The sequence below is a fragment of the Arenibacter sp. P308M17 genome (assembly GCF_003426735.1).
Classification (GTDB): domain Bacteria; phylum Bacteroidota; class Bacteroidia; order Flavobacteriales; family Flavobacteriaceae; genus Arenibacter.
In genome coordinates, this window is sequence record NZ_QVON01000001.1 from 573,144 (window position 1) to 590,331 (window position 17,188).

Below are 17,188 nucleotides of genomic sequence, written 5' to 3' on the forward strand. Positions count from 1 at the left end.
GACTAACCTTGTGCTTCCTTGTATTTTAAGGGGGATACTCCGTATTTTTGTTTGAATACGCGACTAAAATGGCTGAGGTTTTCAAAACCGCTGCTAAAGGCCACTTCACTTATGTTTGTTTTACCTGCTTCCAAGTACGATTTTGCAAGTTCCAACCTTTTTTGGGTAAGCCATCTCCCTGGGGTAGTATGGTAATAGTGAGAAAACTCTTTTTTAAATACGGAAACACTGCGATTTGCCATACGGGCAAACTGTTCCACACTTAGGTTGAACATATAGTTTTTCTCCAATACTTGCCAGATTGGCGTTTTGGAAATGTTTATTAAACTGTTGGCATAAGCGAGTATATTTTTATTGGAAGGGTCTAAAAAGATGTTAAAGAGGAGTTCTTTGAATTTGAGTTCCAGTAAACCTTCCGGAGCCAGTGACTTTTGTGAAAAATAAGGGAGAATACTGTAAAAAAATGCGCGGGTGGTTTCGTTTAAATGAATTTCGATCAGCATATCGGCAGTAGGTGCCGGGAGGTTTTTCAAAGGAAGGTATTGATGATATTCCTTAATTACCTGCCTAAAAAAACTGTCCCGAAAGTAAAAGGCAAGGACTCTCCATTCCGTTGATTCTGGCAATTCCTGCAAATAGGCAGTTTTTAGGGTAAGGATGCAGGAATGTTTGGTGAGGGGCCATGATTTTCCGCCGTGACGTATGACACGGCCGCCATCCAGGGTAAACATTATTTCGTTGTAATGTGAAAAAAGTTGCATTTGTTTATCCACCTGAGGGCACTTGTAGTACAGGAACAGCGCATCTTTTACGGCCAACTGCTTAAATGTAACAGGGTCGGCAATGCTGTCATCATAGTTATTAAATACAAGGCTCATATTATAACAAAAATAGAGGTCTTCTTTTGGTCCGGTATCATTTTGGCAAGGCTTTTAAGTAACAAATGGATATGGTTATTTAGGTATATCCATTTAATACTTAAGGTTTTAGGGCTTTAAGGTAAGAAAATTAATTGTCCGATCAGGTTTAACGGAACAATTTATGAACCTTTGGCCGTTTTCCCTTTCATCCATACGGGTGTTGTGTCCGAATTGTGATGGCCCCCTATAATGTTTTTGTACAGTTCGGGTCTACGGGCATTTTTATATCTCCAACCTCCCGAAAGTTGAATTTTATCCTTTGTCAATTTTGAAATGGTAATTTCGTCCTCAAAAGATTTTATTTCGGACAACACTTCCCCATAAGGGTCGATGATCATTGAATTCCCATTTTTAAGGTGTTCGCCATCGTAACCAATAGGGTTGGTAAATGCATAGTAGACCCCATTGTCGTAGGCCCTTGCAGGTAGCCATCGCATTAACCAACGTCTGCCTTTGGGTCCGTCAAATTCCATTCGTAACGAAACCGGGTCGTTTGTACGATTTTGCCAATATTTGTCATCAACATAATCCCGGTGCGGCATTGCTGACGGGGTACAGCCCGTAACGTGGGGCGCAAAAATTATTTCCGCTCCTAAAAGGCTTGTTGCACGCACGTTTTCTATTACGTTATTGTCATAGCAGATCAAAATTCCGCATTTCCAACCGAGGAGGTCGAATACACAGTATTCGTTGCCGGCGGACATATATTTGTTGATAAAAGGGTGTAATTTTCGGTACTTTGCTACCACTCCATCTCCCGTAACGCAGATATAGGTATTGTATATTTTCCCTTCTGATTTTTCCACTAGACCTGCCAGGATGGGGATATCCAAATCCTTGGAAATGGCCATTAAGGCCTTGGTGCTTTTTCCGTTTGGTACCTCTTCCGCTAACTGGGTAACCTGCGACAGATTCAAATCTTTGGTAAAGGTGTAGGCCGTAATGCACATTTCGTGAAAACTGATCAAGTCCGCTCCGTTGGATTTGGCTTTTTCCGCCAATTTTCGAATTACCGATAAGTTGTATGTTTTATCTCCGTCCTTTGGTTGAAATTGGGCTACTGCTAGGTTCATTTTTTAACTGAGTGTTGATTTTTTTGGTTGTTTGTGCTTAATATAGGTCTTGTGTAGAGAAGGAAATGCCATACAGTTAATTAATTATTCTCCTCAAAGAAATCATTATCTAATTCTTTTACTTCGTAAACAGCTTTTATTTGGATACCTACGTTATATTGGTGCATTAGGTCTGCTAGCTTTGAACCATCAATCAGAATAATTGTATGATGTGCATCATGTGCTTTTTTTACAGCTCCTGAATCAAATGAGGATGTAGTAACAAAAACTCCCTTTTGCGTGTCTCCACTCATTGCTCCTATAAAATTTCGAATATCCTTTTCCCGAACTTTATTTTCGCCATATCGTTTTGCTTGAATATAAATCTTATCCAAACCAAGTTTATCCTCATTAATTATTCCATCAATGCCCCCATCTCCAGTTTTTGTTGTTTCAATGAAATCACCATATCCCATTCTTTGAAGTAAAATAAGAATCACTTTCTCAAAATAAAATGGATCTATTTCTTTTAATTTCTCTAACAATTCGTCTTTAACTTGAATATCAATTTGACTAAAACCTTCATCAATCAAGTCTTGAGGTGAAGCATTTTCAATTACAGTAGGTGTAGATTCTTTTTTAGAATTTTCTTGGTTGTAAAATTCCAAATAGTTTTCAGAATTTTCGACTTGTTTCAATGTCAAATCTGTCGAACTATGTTTTTTGCCTTTTTCTGTAATCTTTACAAATCCTCTTTTTGGAAATTCAATATAACCTCCCTTTTTAAGATATGATTTTCCCCAGGCAATTCGGTTTATAATCAGAATATCACCGCTTTTTGTTGTCTGCTCTAATTGCTCCTTTGAAAGTCCAGAATAGAATTGCTCAATGACCTTCATGTACATATCTCTTGCCTGTAGAGTTTCTCCATTTTCCAATACCTTTAAAATTGGTATAAATGTTTCATGAAATTTTGGTATATCCATATTCTATATTATTTCTGGTCTGGTTATAATTAAGCAAAACAATTGCATATAGCCATTAAACATATTTCCTGATAGCTCTAATGTAACAAATAATTTAGTTGGATGGTGCTATGCCATGGGGTTGGATTTTTTATGTTTTTTCCAATTGAGAGATTTTCTGCTTTGTGGCTGCAAAGTAGGGAAACAGGAATACCATGGCCGGCTAACTTCGGTGAAAGCTAAGGACACGAGCGTGACGCTCGCGCCAGCGGGGAATAAAAAAACCGATGAGACCATCGGTTTAGAGTAGCTAACTCAAATCAAATTATAAGAACGTATCCTAATATTAGGTTGAGGTAAAATTAGGCTTTATGGTTATTGTCAAAGTTACTATTTGATAGACAATTTGTTAGCTGAATATTAATTATGATACTATTTTAGGGAATGTGGGTCAAAACTAAAAATATATTATCTTAGTAAACATCCGTTTACGTATAATTCGCTGATTTATCAATAACCAATATTTTCATTATGTTAAAAAAAATCTTGTTAGGGCTGGGAGCAGTATTGATCTTGATCCAGTTTATCCGACCCGAAAAAAATGAATCCAATGATAATACTTATGACATTTCCACTACATATAAGGTTCCGGAGGATCTAAACCATTTGTTGCAGGTGTCCTGCAATGATTGTCATTCCAATAAAACGGAATATCCCTGGTATTCCAATGTACAGCCGGTAGCCTGGCTTTTAAACAATCATGTGGTGGACGGTAAAAGGCATTTAAATTTTTCCAATTTTACAAGCTTGCCTTTGGCCATCCAGTACCATAAATTTGAAGAAATGGTAGAAATGGTGGAAGAAAAGGAAATGCCGCTACCTTCCTATACTTACTTTGGACTTCATCCTGAGGCCGACCTTACCCCTGAACAAAGGGCCCAAATTGTAGATTGGTCCAAGGAGCAAATGGCCTATTTGAAGGCTACTTATCCGGCGGATAGTTTGGTGAGGAAACCTAGGCCAAAAGCTGCTCCCTCTAAATAATAAAGTGCAGTCTTTTGTGAAATTCGTTCTTTTTTTATCTTAAACCGAAATCAGATTTTGGTAAAGTAAAAAGATAGGCTTGAATTCATTTCATATACATTTAAGCCAAATTTATTTTCACTTAAAGATATTGAATTCAAAATTTAAGGAGTGGGTTCCTTGTTAACGGAAAAAAGAATCGAGGTCTTATTATTATCATAGTCAAATAAAAGTTTAATAAAAAACTTCTCCTTATACCAGTATACAAGGAATGGGGTTGTGTCGGTATTAGGCCCATCTTCCTTCAGTGCAATATAGGATTCCTTAAGAAATGCAAAATCGGTTTCTATTTCCTCACCTTCTTCCACCTTATCAATAATAAAATTTTTGTTTGCTTTACCATAATGGCCTTCTTCGAGTTTTTTTTGGAGGTCAAGAACTATTCCGGGGAAAATCAAGTCGATAGATTCAATGACATCCTTATTGTCCGTTGTGAAAATTATGCGATTGTATTCGTGTCCATAAAATTCTTCCTTTGACTTGTTTAAAATCCAATATATTGATCCTTCTTTCAATGTATTGTGTAATAGTTCCGTTGAAAGTTCATTAATATTAACTCCCAAAAATTTTTCTATCTTTTGGTCAGTAAATTGAATGAATAGAGCCATACAAGAAAAAAATAATGTTTTCATAAATTATTGCAATTAGCTGTTGTAAGTAAATTAACAGCATACTAGGTTTTAAAAGGAGTAACGGTTGAAACTTGTCTGCCAGATCCCTTTATTAGAGCTTTCATTGTGGTTCCCAATCTTTGTGCAACAGTCGCTTTACTTATATTGATATAATACCATGCCCTCGTTATTTTTATGGTCTTGTCATATTATAGCTTTTTAAGGCAGGAATGTTTATTGAAAAGCCGGAAGCCCGGTAATGTCGGCCCCCGTAATCAGTAAATGGATGTCATGCGTGCCCTCATAGGTGATGACACTTTCAAGGTTCATCATATGGCGCATAATACTGTATTCCCCGGTAATGCCCATTCCGCCCAAAACCTGTCTGGCCTCCCGGGCTATTTGGATCGCCATTTCCACGTTATTGCGCTTGGCCATTGAAATTTGTGCCGTAGTGGCCCTACCTTCGTTCTTTAATTGTCCCAATCGGAAGGCCAATAATTGTGCCTTGGTAATTTCTGTAATCATCTCGGCCAATTTTTTTTGTTGCAATTGCGTAGCGGCTATAGGTTTTCCAAATTGGATGCGCTCCTTGGCGTATCTCAGGGCGGTATCATAACAATCCATTGCGGCGCCTATGGCGCCCCAGGCAATGCCGTAACGGGCAGAATCCAGGCAGCCCAAGGGTGCGCCAAGCCCACTTTTGCCGGGGAGTAGGTTTTCTTTGGGAACTTTTACATTGTCAAATATTAGTTCCCCTGTCGCCGAGGCGCGTAAGGACCATTTATTGTGGGTCTCCGGGGTGCTAAAACCCTCCATGCCCCGTTCTACGATCAATCCATGGATACGTCCTTCTTCGTTCTTGGCCCATACCACGGCTATATCTGCAAAAGGGGAATTGGAAATCCATAGTTTGGCGCCGTTCAGTAGAAAGTGATCGCCCTTGTCCTTAAATTTGGTTTCCATACCACTGGGGTTGGACCCATGGTTGGGTTCCGTTAATCCGAAACAGCCCATACATTCGCCGGAGGCCAATTTGGGCAGGTATTTTTTTCGCTGCTCCTCATTGCCATAGGCAAAAATAGGATACATCACAAGGGACGACTGTACCGAGGCGGTAGAGCGTATTCCGCTATCGCCCCTTTCTATTTCCTGCATGATTAGGCCGTAACTTATCTGGTCCAGGCCGGCCCCGCCATATTCTTCGGGGATATAGGGTCCGAAGGCCCCAATTTCAGATAAGCCTTTGATGATTTGTTTTGGAAAGGCCGCTTTTTGGGCATATTCTTCTATGATGGGGGAAATATCCCGCTTTACCCATTGTCTAGCAGCATTGCGCACCAATTTATGCTCTTCAGATAAAAGGTCGTCTACATTGTAATAATCGGGAGCTTCAAACAAATCGGGTCGCATGGCGTATCTTTTAGAATCAAAAATAAACAAATTAAGGATTTTTATTTAAAAATATAACATTGCAAAATAGTATTGTTACATATTTAAATAAAAATCTTTCGTCAGTTCTATGTATTCCTTGGTGTATTTGTGGCGTTCGGATTCTATGGTCAGATATTCAATATCAAAGGATGTCTGTCCAAAGCGGAATTCCAGAAGGCTCCGTTTTGTTTCAGAGCTAAGATTTCCTTTAATCCGCATAAGTCCGCTGGGATATAGGTCCATGGCAGCCGCCAGTTCCAAAAATTCTTTCTCTTCCCTAAAAGGGATGATGGTCGCAAAGCTGCCATTTCCCGCCAGGAGTTTCGCAACGCCCCTTAAAAGATCCTGAAAGGGTAGGGATTGGTTCTGTCTTGCCATATCCCTGGATTCATTGCCGCTGGACACTATTTCCGGGTAAAATGGCGGATTGGATACGATAAGGTCATATTTATCGTCCATTTCGGCCACAAATTCGTCCAGGGAGGCGTGGTAACAGAATAATCGATCGGCCCAATCGGAGCCTTCAAAATTTTCTACACATTGCTCATAGGCATCCTCGTTTATTTCTATGGCGTCTATGGTTTCCGCCTGGCACCTTTGTGCCAACATCAAGGCAATTACCCCGGTTCCCGCCCCAATATCCAAAATGGACAGGGGCCGGTGTCCCAAGGGGGTCCAGGCCCCCAGCAATACTCCGTCAGTGCCGATTTTCATGGCACAGCGATCCTGATATATTTGGAATTGTTTAAATACGAAGGGTTTGGTCATCAACTTTTTGGCTTTTGCTCACGCTACTTTTCCTTCCTTCCAGGTCCGGTAGGGCGTCCCCTAATTGGTGTTGTAATAGTTGTTCTTAATGGAATCCATCATTTTTTTGCCTTCGGCAATAGCACTTACCAAATTCCATAGGTTTTCTGAAAACAATGGCTTTAAGGGTTGGTCCAACTTCGGGATTTTTGGAAATACGAGTTGTAATTTTTTGTCCCACACTTTATAATATTTTAAAAGATCGTCAGGGTATACGACCTTTCTCCTTGTGCCTTCATCAATTGCCCTGAAAGGTTGCGGAATGTTCAGATACCCATAGTCGTCCGTTAGTTGTTCCCCTACATGGATGTCGCGTATGGCTACCTCAAAATCATAGGCCGTGGTGAGGCAATTGGAGTTAAAGCTGTGGTTTACATATCTGGCATTGTCCCAACAGAGGATGAATCTTCCCTTATTGTCCCTAAAGGTGTAGGTGTCCAAAATGGACTGATAAAGGGGTTCCAGGGATGTAAGTTCGTCCGGGGTAAATTCGCGGTCCAGCTTATCCAGTACCCAGGTTATGGTTCCCGCGGGAATAAATTCTGTAGCTACCACACCATAGCCAATTTCCTTATTGATGAATTGTAATTCTGTTTTAGGGTGAATCATTTAGGGCATAAAATAATCTCGTGAATACTGAATCGTTATTTCAAAATGTCTTGAAGTATTCCCCATATGAACAATTTGCCCTACTTAATACAAATGGGGGCTTGTATTGGATCGGGTCCTGTCAACGAGAAATGACATAAGGAAAGATAGGTAAAATTTTCCTTCCATTTATATGGCGGGAAAAATTAAAAAGAGGGTAGTTTAGGACAGGTAAAGGTCTACCAATCCTTCCGGTGTATCCACAAAAATGGTCTTGTTTTCACGGTCCACTTTAACAATTATCTCATCCCTGACGGGAATAAGCAATTGTTTATCGCCCTTTTCCACCTCAAATAGCGCTTGGGCCGTGCTGTCGTTAATGCTTTGGATAATTCCTATAGGTCCGTGTAGTTTGTCCTCCATGGCAAAGCCGATTACCTCGTGGTAATAGAACTTATTGCCTTTTAGTTTGGGTAAAAATTTAAGGGGGAGGTATATTTCGGAGCCCATTACCTTATCTGCGTCCGATTCATCTGCAACTTCCTCAAAGCGCACCCGCAGTAGACTGGATTTGTGAAGCTGACTTTTTTCAATAAAAAAAGGAACCAGATTGTTTCCGAGGGAAACGAATACTGATTCCAATTTTTCGTACAATTCGGGTTCATCGGTATCCAATTTAATGAGTACCTCGCCCTTAAAGCTATGTTTTGAAACGATTTTACCGAGGTAGAAACATTCTTCCTTTGTCATCGTTTCCTATTGGCTATTCTGTTTCTTTGGTCTCCTCGGGAGCTTCGGCGGGTGCGGCAGTATCTTCGGATACTGTTTCAGGAGCGGCTTCTTCGGCAACTGCTTCTTCAGCGGCCGGAGCTTCTGCCTCTGCAGCAGCGGCCATACGTTTTTCGTTTGCCTCCTTCTCAGCTTTTAAGGCCTTGGCCTTGGCATCGGCATCGGCTTTTGCCAAACCATCTACCTTGGAACCAACAATAGCTGCTTTCTCTTCCAACCAGGCATTGAACTTTTCTTCCACTTGCTCTTCGGTCAAGGCTCCTTTACGGACACCGCCCAATAAATGGTGCTTTAAAAGTACCCCTTTGTAGGATAAAATTCTTTTTGCAGTATCGGAAGGCTGTGCGCCGTTCTCTAGCCATTTTACAGAGCTGTCAACATTCAATTCAATAGTTGCAGGGTTGGTATTTGGGTTGTAAATACCTAATTTTTCCAAGTATTTACCATCCCTTTTGGCGCGGGAATCCGCAGCTACTACCCAATAAAAAGGTTTTCCTTTTTTTCCGTGTCTTTGTAATCTAATTCTAACTGGCATATCACATTAATTTGTAGGGTGCCCGACCCTTGGTTATTAATTCTTTATTTACTTGCTTCTTCCAAAGCGGGTGCAAATATAATATTTCTTTTTAAGTGGGAATCAAATATTTGAGTTAAAAATCAATTAATGGAGGCAAATAACTTAACATTTCTTAAGAAAAGCTGTTAAACTTAGGCTAAAACCGTTTAGGATTTTGGAGTTATGTACAATTGTCATAGTTTGTTAAAAGGGTTGGCGAAAGTCGCTGCCCATAGTAACTAATTAAAATGAAGAGAGACAACATGAAGTATTCAGAAAAAATTTCAAACGGATTAAACCAATTATTGGAGAAAAATTATGATGCGGAAAAAGGATTTAAATTGGCAATGGATAAATTGGATGGTCCATCGATCAACAAATTTCTAAAGGACAGGGCCGCACAACGGGGAGGATTTGCCCAAGAACTAAAAAGCGAAATATTGGAGTACGGGGAATTGCCCGAAAAGGGTGGAAGCTTAAAAGGGGATATCCACAGGGCCTGGATGAATCTCAAAGCGGCCGTGGCCTCCAATGAAAGAGAACAACTGTTGGAAGAGATAGAGCGTGGAGAAAAGGCAAGTCTTGAGGAGTATAATCAGATTTTAAATGATAGGGGAGTTGTACTCCCGCCATCCACGGAAAGTATGTTGAAAAGACACAGGGATGCCATAAAGGCCTCCTTGACCGTGGCCAATATTCATGAGCAATTGGCATAGGGTATGGGAATTTATGGAAAGTAAACAGCCTAGGGACAAGCTTGTCCTGCCTACAAAGGCGGGCCCGCCTGAACGGAACGGGCGGACAGGTTTAAATCTCGATTATAGAGTAAACAGGAACCGGATGGAAACATCCGGTTCCTAGTTTTTGGTAAGGTTGATAACTCCTGATAAATGCCTTTTTCGTTTAAGTGTCATTTCCTTATTTTTACCACTTCCAATCCCATCATATAAACCCGCACTATGTACCTAATTTTTGATACGGAAACCACTGGATTGCCCAAACGTTGGGATGCCCCTTATACGGACACCGACAATTGGCCGCGCTGCATTCAAATTGCATGGCAGTTGCACGATGCCATGGGCAACTTGCTGGAGAGCCAGGATTATTTGGTGCAGCCGGACGGATTTAATATTCCCTTTGATGCGGAGCAAATACATGGGATTTCTACGGAACTGGCCCAACAGAGCGGGGTTCCGATCGTGGAGGTGTTGGAAAAATTCAATGCGGCCCTTTCCAAATCAAAGTTCGTAGTAGGCCAGAATGTGGGATTCGACCTTAATATTATGGGTGCCGAGTTTCATCGGTACCAGGTGGAAAATTCCTTACAGGAATTGCCAGTGTTGGATACCTGTACCGAGCATACGGCACAACTGTGCCAGATTCCCGGGGGACGGGGGGGAAAGTTCAAATTACCGACATTAACGGAACTACATCAATATTTGTTTGGCGAGCCCTTCGGGGAAGCGCACAATGCCACTGCCGATGTGGAAGCTACTACGCGTTGCTTCCTGGAGTTGGTCCGTAAAAAGGAATTTACGGCCGAGCAATTGGATGTTAAACCCGATTATTTTAAAAAATTCTCCGAGGCCAATCCGCAAGAGATACCATTAATAGGTCTAAAGCACATCAACCTTAAAAAGGCATCGAAAAAAATAGCCGATGCCTTATGGGAGAAGGATACGGGTGGAATTTCCAAGGAAGAAATAAAGGAGAATCTGGCCACTTTGGAAACGGCAAACTTTGCCCATCTCCACAACCATACCCAGTTTTCCATTCTACAGGCTACCATTAGTATTCCCGCTTTGATCTTGGCAACCGCAAAGGCCAAAATGCCGGCGGTGGCGATCACGGATCACGCAAATATGATGGGGGCCTTTCATTTTGTAAATGGGGTCATTAACCATAATAAAGGGGTGGTTGCCAAAAACGAGGAAAATTTAAGGCGCTATGAGGCCACGGTAAACGGCACCTTGGAAGAAGGGCAAGAGCCCTTGCAGGAACTTCCGGAACCGGAGATGGAGATTACCCCTATTATAGGTTGTGAATTTCAGGTTTGCGAAGATCATACCAATAAATCCCAGAAGGATAATGGATATCAGATAGTAATGCTTGCCAAAAACAAAAATGGGTATTTAAATTTGGCAAAAATGTCGTCCATCGCTTTCGTAGACGGGAAGTATTACGTTCCGCGTATAGATAAGAAGGTGATAGAAAAATACAAGGAGGATATCATTGTACTTACCGGAAATCTTTATGGCGAAGTGCCCAGTAAGGTCTTAAATATAGGGGAGAACCAGGCGGAGGAGGCCTTGCTTTGGTGGAAGGAGACTTTCGGGGAGGACCTGTATATCGAAATTATGCGCCACGGGCAGGAAGATGAAGACCGTGTAAACCAGGTACTGATCCAATTTGCACAGAAGCATAATGTAAAACTGGTGGCCACCAACAATACCTATTACCTGGAAAAGGAAAATGCCCATGCCCATGATATCCTTCTTTGTGTAAAGGACGGTGAAAAACAGGCCACTCCCATAGGTCGTGGTCGCGGTTACAGATATGGCCTGCCCAATAAGGAATATTACTTTAAGTCCTCTGAGGAAATGAAGGACCTATTTAAGGATATTCCCGAGGCAATTACCAATATTCAGGAGGTGATAGACAAGGTGGAAACGTTTACCCTTGCCCGTGATGTGTTGTTACCGGCTTTTGATATCCCGGAGGAGTTTAGGTGCGAAGAGGATAAATTGGATGGGGGAAAGCGCGGGGAGAATAACTATCTGCGGCATATAACCTATGAAGGGGCGAAAAAGAGATATGGTGAAATTACCCCGGAAATTGATGAGCGACTGGATTTTGAGCTTAAGGTAATTGAGAAGACAGGGTATCCTGGTTATTTCCTGATTGTGGAGGATTTTATCCGGGCCGCCCGTAATATGGATGTGTCCGTTGGTCCCGGGAGGGGTTCCGCAGCAGGTTCCGCGGTGGCCTATTGCTTATGGATAACCAATTTGGACCCTATCAAGTACGATCTACTTTTTGAGCGGTTCCTAAATCCGGACCGTGTGTCCATGCCCGATATCGATATTGATTTTGATGATGAAGGCCGTGGTAGGGTAATGGATTATGTCATCAAAAAATACGGTGCCAACCAGGTGGCCCAGATCATCACCTATGGTACCATGGCGGCAAAGTCTTCCATTAGGGATACTGCCCGGGCCTTGGATCTGCCCCTGGGAGATGCGGATCGTATGGCCAAGCTGATTCCCAATATGTCCAAGTTGAAAAAGATTATTGGGGTAGATGAAAAAACCTTAAGGGAAAAATTCAATAGTGAGGAACTGATAAAGATCAACGAGTTGTTGGCCATTTCCGAAGGGGATGGCCTGGAGTCTGAAACCCTTAACCAAGCTTATGTTTTGGAGGGATCCGTACGGAATACCGGGATCCATGCCTGTGGGGTAATCATTACCCCGGATGACATTACCAAATTTGTCCCAGTGGCCTTGGCGAAAGATTCGGAGATGTACTGTACCCAGTTCGACAACTCTGTGGTAGAAAGTGCGGGATTGCTGAAAATGGATTTCTTAGGGTTAAAAACCTTGACCCTGATCAAGGATACCGTTAAAATAGTAAGAGCCAAGCACGGTATAGAATTGGATCCGGAGAATTTCCCCTTGGACGATGAAAAAACGTATGAACTTTTCCAACGTGGGGAAACCGTAGGGGTGTTCCAGTATGAATCTCCCGGGATGCAAAAGCACATGCGGGCCCTAAAGCCTACCGTTTTTGCAGATCTTATTGCCATGAACGCCTTGTACCGCCCCGGTCCCATGGAATACATTCCCAGTTTCATTGCCCGTAAACATGGTACCGAAGAAATTATATATGACCTTGATGCCTGTGAAGAGTATTTAGCGGAAACTTATGGGATTACCGTGTACCAGGAGCAGGTGATGCTTCTTTCGCAGAAGCTGGCCGATTTCACCAAAGGCGAGGCCGACGTTTTGCGTAAGGCGATGGGTAAAAAGCAGAAGTATGTACTGGATAAAATGAAGCCGCAGTTTATAAAACAGGCTGCGGAAAAGGGTCATGCCGTTGATAAGTTGGAGAAAATTTGGAAAGATTGGGAGGCCTTTGCAGCCTATGCATTTAACAAGTCGCACTCTACCTGCTACGCTTGGATTGCATACCAGACAGCCTATTGTAAGGCGCATTATCCTGCAGAATACATGGCGGCGGTGCTTTCCAATAACATGAACGACATAAAACAGGTTACTTTCTTTATGGAGGAATGTAAGCGTATGGGGTTACAGGTGCTGGGGCCGGATGTTAACGAATCCTATTACAAGTTTGCCGTTAACGATGCCGGGGCGGTGCGTTTTGGCATGGGGGCCGTAAAAGGGGTTGGCCGGGCCGCGGTGGAAACCATAGTAGCGAACAGAAAGAAGGACGGACCCTATAAATCCGTTTTTGATCTGGCCAAACGCATAGACCTAAGGGCGGCCAACAAGAAGGCCTTTGAGAACCTTGCAGTGGCCGGCGGCTTTGATTCTTTTGGGGATACCCATAGGGCACAGTATTTTTATGATGAGGGGGATGGAATTACTTTTTTGGAAAAGGCCATGAAGTACGGAGCCAAATTTCAGGAGAATGAAAATTCTTCGCAAGTAAGTCTGTTCGGTGATGCCAGTGATGTGCAGATTCCGGAACCCGTAGTGCCTCCCTGTGAGGAATGGGGTACCATGGGAAAATTACGAAGGGAAAAGGAAGTAGTGGGAATCTATATTTCCGGTCATCCCTTGGACGATTTTAAAGCGGAGATCAATGCTTTCTGCAATGCCGGTCTTTCCAATTTAAATGATTTGGAGGCGATAGTCAATAGGGAGGTGTCCTTTGCGGGGGTCATTACCGATGTACAGCATAGGGTTTCCAAAAACGGTAAGGGATGGGCCATGTTCACCATGGAAGATTATACGGATTCCTTTGAATTTAGAATATTCGGGGAAGAGTATTTGAAGTACCGTCATTTCCTAATGATCAATTCCTTTGCTTATGTCAAGGTATTTGTACGCGAAGGTTGGATGAACAGGGATACCGGATTAAAAGGGGATCCCAGGATGCAGTTCAATATGATCATGATGCTGCAGGATGTTATGGAAACCTTTGCCAAAAAACTCACCATTAAATTGGATATATCCCAATTGAGGGAGGAAAGCATTCTGGATCTTAAGGACACTTTGGTTTCCCATAAGGGAAACCATCCCTTAAGTTTTGTGGTATACGAAATGGAGGAGCAGATAAAGGTAAACATGGCCTGTAGAAAGCAAAAAATCCAAATATCGAGTGAATTGCTTCTTCAGCTTAATGAAAAAGACGTACATTACAAGTTGAACTAACTAGTATAATGTTGCGGCTAAGAGAGTTCCTGTATGTTTAAAGAGAATAGGTTTTATCAATTTAGCCATAGTCAAAACGAATATAATCTTAGTAAGGAAAAGGCAAAATAATTGTCTAAATTTGTATAATATTTAAAAATAACGAAACATGGCATTAGAAATAACAGATGCTACTTTTGATGAGGTAGTTTTAAAAAGTGATAAACCGGTAGTAGTGGATTTTTGGGCGGCTTGGTGTGGTCCATGTAGAATGGTCGGTCCCATTATAGACGAGGTAAGTACCGAGTATGATGGCAAGGCCGTTGTTGGTAAGGTAGATGTGGACGCCAACCAAGAATTTGCCGCGAAATATGGCGTAAGAAATATTCCTACGGTATTGGTATTTAAAAATGGTGAAATAGTGAACAGACAGGTTGGTGTTTCCCCTAAAAAGGTATATACCGATGCAATTGATGCATTATTGTAACCTTCAAAGATTCCAAATAGGGAATATAAATGATAAAAAAATCCTGCTTTTAGCGGGATTTTTTATGTCCAATTTTTAAAGCAGAAAATTTTCGAAACCTAGATTAATTAGTGGGTCTGCTACAGTTTGTCCAATTATTCCCGTTATTTTGCGGTATTTCTAATTTCCAAGAAGTCCATATCTTCATTACCTTAGCCAAATGAACCTACAATCCGAACTAGATAAAGCAAGCCTGTTCCAGAATCTGGAATTATTGGCAGGTCAGGTAGTGGAAGGATTTATCAGTGGGATCCATAAAAGTCCCTTTCATGGGTTTTCCGCAGAATTTGCGGAGCATAAAATCTATAATAATGGGGAAAGTACCAAGCATATAGATTGGAAGCTGTTTGCCAAAACGGATAAATTATATACTAAGCGTTACGAAGAGGAGACCAATTTGCGATGTCATATGATCTTGGATAATTCGGCTTCCATGTATTATCCGGAGGTAGGTAATTTAACGCTTGACAACCTTAATAAAATAGGTTTTGGGGTCTTGGCCATTGCCGCTTTGATGAACGTACTTAAGAGACAGCGCGATGCCGTTGGCCTAAGTGTTTATAGTGACCAATATAATTTCTATTCGTCGGAAAAGAGTAGTGAAAGGCATCACCAAATGCTATTGGCCCAATTAAATGGGATCAGTAGGGAAACGGAACCTGCCAGACAGACCGAAACTTTTACCTATCTGCACCAGATTGCCGAAAAAATAAAGCGAAGGAGTTTAATTGTACTTTTTACGGACATGTTCCAATCATCTGGGGATGACGGACAGTTGTTCCAAGCCTTACGGCATTTAAAGTTCAATAAACATGAGGTTATCCTTTTTCATGTCATGGACAAGGAAACGGAATACACCTTTAATTTTGAAAATACCCCCAAGCGTTTTTTGGATGTGGAAACTGGAATCCATATGGATCTATATGCCGATACGGTAAAAGAGGCCTATGAGAAGGAGGTGGAATCTTACTTTGCGGAACTGCGGTTAAAATGTGCCCAATATAAAATTAAATACGTGGAAGTAGATGTAAAGGATAGCTTCTCCTTGATAATGAATACCTTTATGGTGGAGCGCCAAAAATTTATGTAGAAACCTGCATTATTTTTATAAAATTGTTTGTGCAATTAAATAAGGGGTGTATATTTGCACTCGCTAAACGCCACGGTTCGGTAGTTCAGTTGGTTAGAATACCTGCCTGTCACGCAGGGGGTCGCGGGTTCGAGTCCCGTCCGGACCGCCAACAAAGATAAGCTTTTCAAGAAATTGGAAAGCTTTTTCTTTTTTACGGGTACAACATAGGTACAACAAAATTATTTTTAATTTATTAAATTTAGTTCAAGCTTACACTTCTTCAGGTTTGAACTTAATTGATAAAATAATCGATCGGCTGGACGCTTTGGATAAATTTAAAGAGCGGGTCTATATTTGGTATAACTATAAGGATACCCAAGTAGCACTGGCCATCATTCTGTTTTTGGTCCTGATCGGAATAGTCCTTTATTTTATTTTCGATGTAGGCCTTGCCTGGTATTGGTCCCTGATCTTTGTTTGTTCATTATGTATCGGTATACTTTATTTGATTGTCCGATATACCAGAAATAAAAGGAAGAATATTGGAACGGTTGGGGCTGTACCCATCAAGACCATTGGGCTGGACTTCAACCGGATGGTCCTGGATAACATTTACTATGTCCTTAGGGGCTACGAAAAGATCGATATTGAAAAGACCGGAATCGATAATTTCCATTCCGTGCTTACCCAACAATTTGAGGACATGGACTCGGAAATACATTTCACGGATATGAGCTGGGCGGAAGTACGGTATGTATTGTCAAAGTTCAAGGAAAAATGCGGTGTGGAATATTCAACTTTTGAGAAATCCAATAAATTGTTCTTGGATGGAAAGCCCGTTACCGCAAAAAAACTTTCCAACAACGGTCTAAGAAAGCATCCTGCCAAATACTTCACCGATAAGATCGATAACTGCTTTCCAAGGTAAAAAAGGGTGTGTCTGTGAATTGTAGGGGTGTATGTCCCCTTTTGTTATGTCTTCCCTTGTCATCCAGCTATATTGGTCTTCGAATTCAATATCGTAAAAGGCCCTTTACTCATCATTAATTTCTAAAACGTGAAACCATGAATGAGCAAACAAATGTAATGTCCGATCCAGACGCGGACAAATCGGTCATTGAACTGTTAAAGGAAATAAAGGGGCTTATGGCCTTCAATAAAAAGGTCCTTAATCTGGAGGACCTGGTGCAATACACAGGGATGTCCGAAAGTACTATCTACAAACTTTCCAGACTGAATATGATCCCCAAGGGCGATAATAGGGAAATCCGCAAACTCTTCTTTGAAAAGGATAGGATAGATGATTGGTTATTGGGGAAACCTGATGTCTCGGATGAATATCTAGAGCAGAAATTCAATGAGCAGCTCTTGAAAAACAGAAGGCGGTAACCCATCCTATTTTTCTTAAAC

At 41.5% G+C, this 17,188-nt stretch carries 16 protein-coding genes and 1 tRNA gene; 8 read left to right on the forward strand and 9 right to left on the reverse strand.

Going from position 1 to position 17,188, the window contains the following annotated elements:
- Positions 1-2 precede the first annotated feature (2 nt).
- From D0S24_RS02360 to D0S24_RS02370, 3 genes are all read right to left on the reverse strand, one after another.
- Entirely contained in the window at positions 3-878 is an 876-nt protein-coding gene (locus tag D0S24_RS02360; RefSeq protein ID WP_117018246.1) for a helix-turn-helix transcriptional regulator, read from the reverse strand.
- A gap of 161 nt (positions 879-1,039) precedes the next feature.
- A complete protein-coding gene (locus D0S24_RS02365; RefSeq protein ID WP_117018247.1) occupies positions 1,040-1,993 on the reverse strand; it encodes a nitrilase family protein in 954 nt (317 codons plus the stop codon).
- 80 nt (positions 1,994-2,073) lie between these two features.
- Positions 2,074-2,958 carry a restriction endonuclease gene (locus tag D0S24_RS02370; protein WP_117018248.1) on the reverse strand — a complete coding sequence of 295 codons (885 nt, stop codon included), beginning with the start codon at positions 2,956-2,958 and terminating at the stop codon, positions 2,074-2,076.
- Positions 2,959-3,468: 510 nt separating this feature from the next.
- Between D0S24_RS02370 and D0S24_RS02375 the strand changes: the two genes are divergently transcribed.
- On the forward strand, positions 3,469-3,981 hold the full coding sequence (locus D0S24_RS02375; RefSeq protein ID WP_117018249.1) for a heme-binding domain-containing protein: 513 nt from the start codon (positions 3,469-3,471) through the stop codon (positions 3,979-3,981).
- A gap of 143 nt (positions 3,982-4,124) precedes the next feature.
- On the opposite strand, the gene D0S24_RS02380 is transcribed toward D0S24_RS02375, so the two are convergent.
- The 6 genes from D0S24_RS02380 to D0S24_RS02405 form a co-directional block, all read right to left on the reverse strand.
- On the reverse strand, positions 4,125-4,652 hold the full coding sequence (locus D0S24_RS02380; protein WP_147321420.1) for a hypothetical protein: 528 nt from the start codon (positions 4,650-4,652) through the stop codon (positions 4,125-4,127).
- A gap of 213 nt (positions 4,653-4,865) precedes the next feature.
- Positions 4,866-6,044 carry an acyl-CoA dehydrogenase family protein gene (locus tag D0S24_RS02385; RefSeq protein ID WP_117018251.1) on the reverse strand — a complete coding sequence of 393 codons (1,179 nt, stop codon included), beginning with the start codon at positions 6,042-6,044 and terminating at the stop codon, positions 4,866-4,868.
- 75 nt (positions 6,045-6,119) lie between these two features.
- A complete protein-coding gene (locus D0S24_RS02390) occupies positions 6,120-6,833 on the reverse strand; it encodes a tRNA1(Val) (adenine(37)-N6)-methyltransferase (protein WP_117018252.1) in 714 nt (237 codons plus the stop codon).
- A 60-nt stretch (positions 6,834-6,893) separates the two neighbouring features.
- Entirely contained in the window at positions 6,894-7,481 is a 588-nt protein-coding gene (locus D0S24_RS02395) for an SET domain-containing protein (RefSeq protein WP_117018253.1), read from the reverse strand.
- A 201-nt stretch (positions 7,482-7,682) separates the two neighbouring features.
- On the reverse strand, positions 7,683-8,210 hold the full coding sequence (gene rimM / locus D0S24_RS02400) for a ribosome maturation factor RimM (protein WP_117018254.1): 528 nt from the start codon (positions 8,208-8,210) through the stop codon (positions 7,683-7,685).
- Positions 8,211-8,223: 13 nt separating this feature from the next.
- Positions 8,224-8,784: a 30S ribosomal protein S16 gene (locus tag D0S24_RS02405; protein ID WP_117018255.1), complete on the reverse strand. Its 561-nt coding sequence runs from the start codon at positions 8,782-8,784 to the stop codon at positions 8,224-8,226.
- A 284-nt stretch (positions 8,785-9,068) separates the two neighbouring features.
- Between D0S24_RS02405 and D0S24_RS02410 the strand changes: the two genes are divergently transcribed.
- From D0S24_RS02410 to D0S24_RS02440, 7 genes are all read left to right on the forward strand, one after another.
- Positions 9,069-9,521 (forward strand): PA2169 family four-helix-bundle protein, encoded by a 453-nt coding sequence (locus tag D0S24_RS02410; protein ID WP_117018256.1) that lies wholly within the window; start codon positions 9,069-9,071, stop codon positions 9,519-9,521.
- A 243-nt stretch (positions 9,522-9,764) separates the two neighbouring features.
- Positions 9,765-14,201: a DNA polymerase III subunit alpha gene (dnaE, locus tag D0S24_RS02415; protein ID WP_117018257.1), complete on the forward strand. Its 4,437-nt coding sequence runs from the start codon at positions 9,765-9,767 to the stop codon at positions 14,199-14,201.
- A 148-nt stretch (positions 14,202-14,349) separates the two neighbouring features.
- Positions 14,350-14,667 carry a thioredoxin gene (gene trxA / locus D0S24_RS02420; RefSeq protein WP_031442126.1) on the forward strand — a complete coding sequence of 106 codons (318 nt, stop codon included), beginning with the start codon at positions 14,350-14,352 and terminating at the stop codon, positions 14,665-14,667.
- Between the two features lie 199 nt (positions 14,668-14,866).
- Complete coding sequence (locus D0S24_RS02425; protein ID WP_117018258.1) at positions 14,867-15,796, forward strand: DUF58 domain-containing protein; 930 nt, start codon at positions 14,867-14,869, stop codon at positions 15,794-15,796.
- A gap of 74 nt (positions 15,797-15,870) precedes the next feature.
- Positions 15,871-15,947: transfer RNA gene (locus D0S24_RS02430), tRNA-Asp, on the forward strand.
- Positions 15,948-16,064: 117 nt separating this feature from the next.
- Positions 16,065-16,706 (forward strand): hypothetical protein, encoded by a 642-nt coding sequence (locus D0S24_RS02435; RefSeq protein WP_117018259.1) that lies wholly within the window; start codon positions 16,065-16,067, stop codon positions 16,704-16,706.
- Between the two features lie 137 nt (positions 16,707-16,843).
- Positions 16,844-17,167 (forward strand): AlpA family transcriptional regulator, encoded by a 324-nt coding sequence (locus D0S24_RS02440; protein WP_093978170.1) that lies wholly within the window; start codon positions 16,844-16,846, stop codon positions 17,165-17,167.
- The last annotated feature ends 21 nt before the right edge of the window (positions 17,168-17,188 follow it).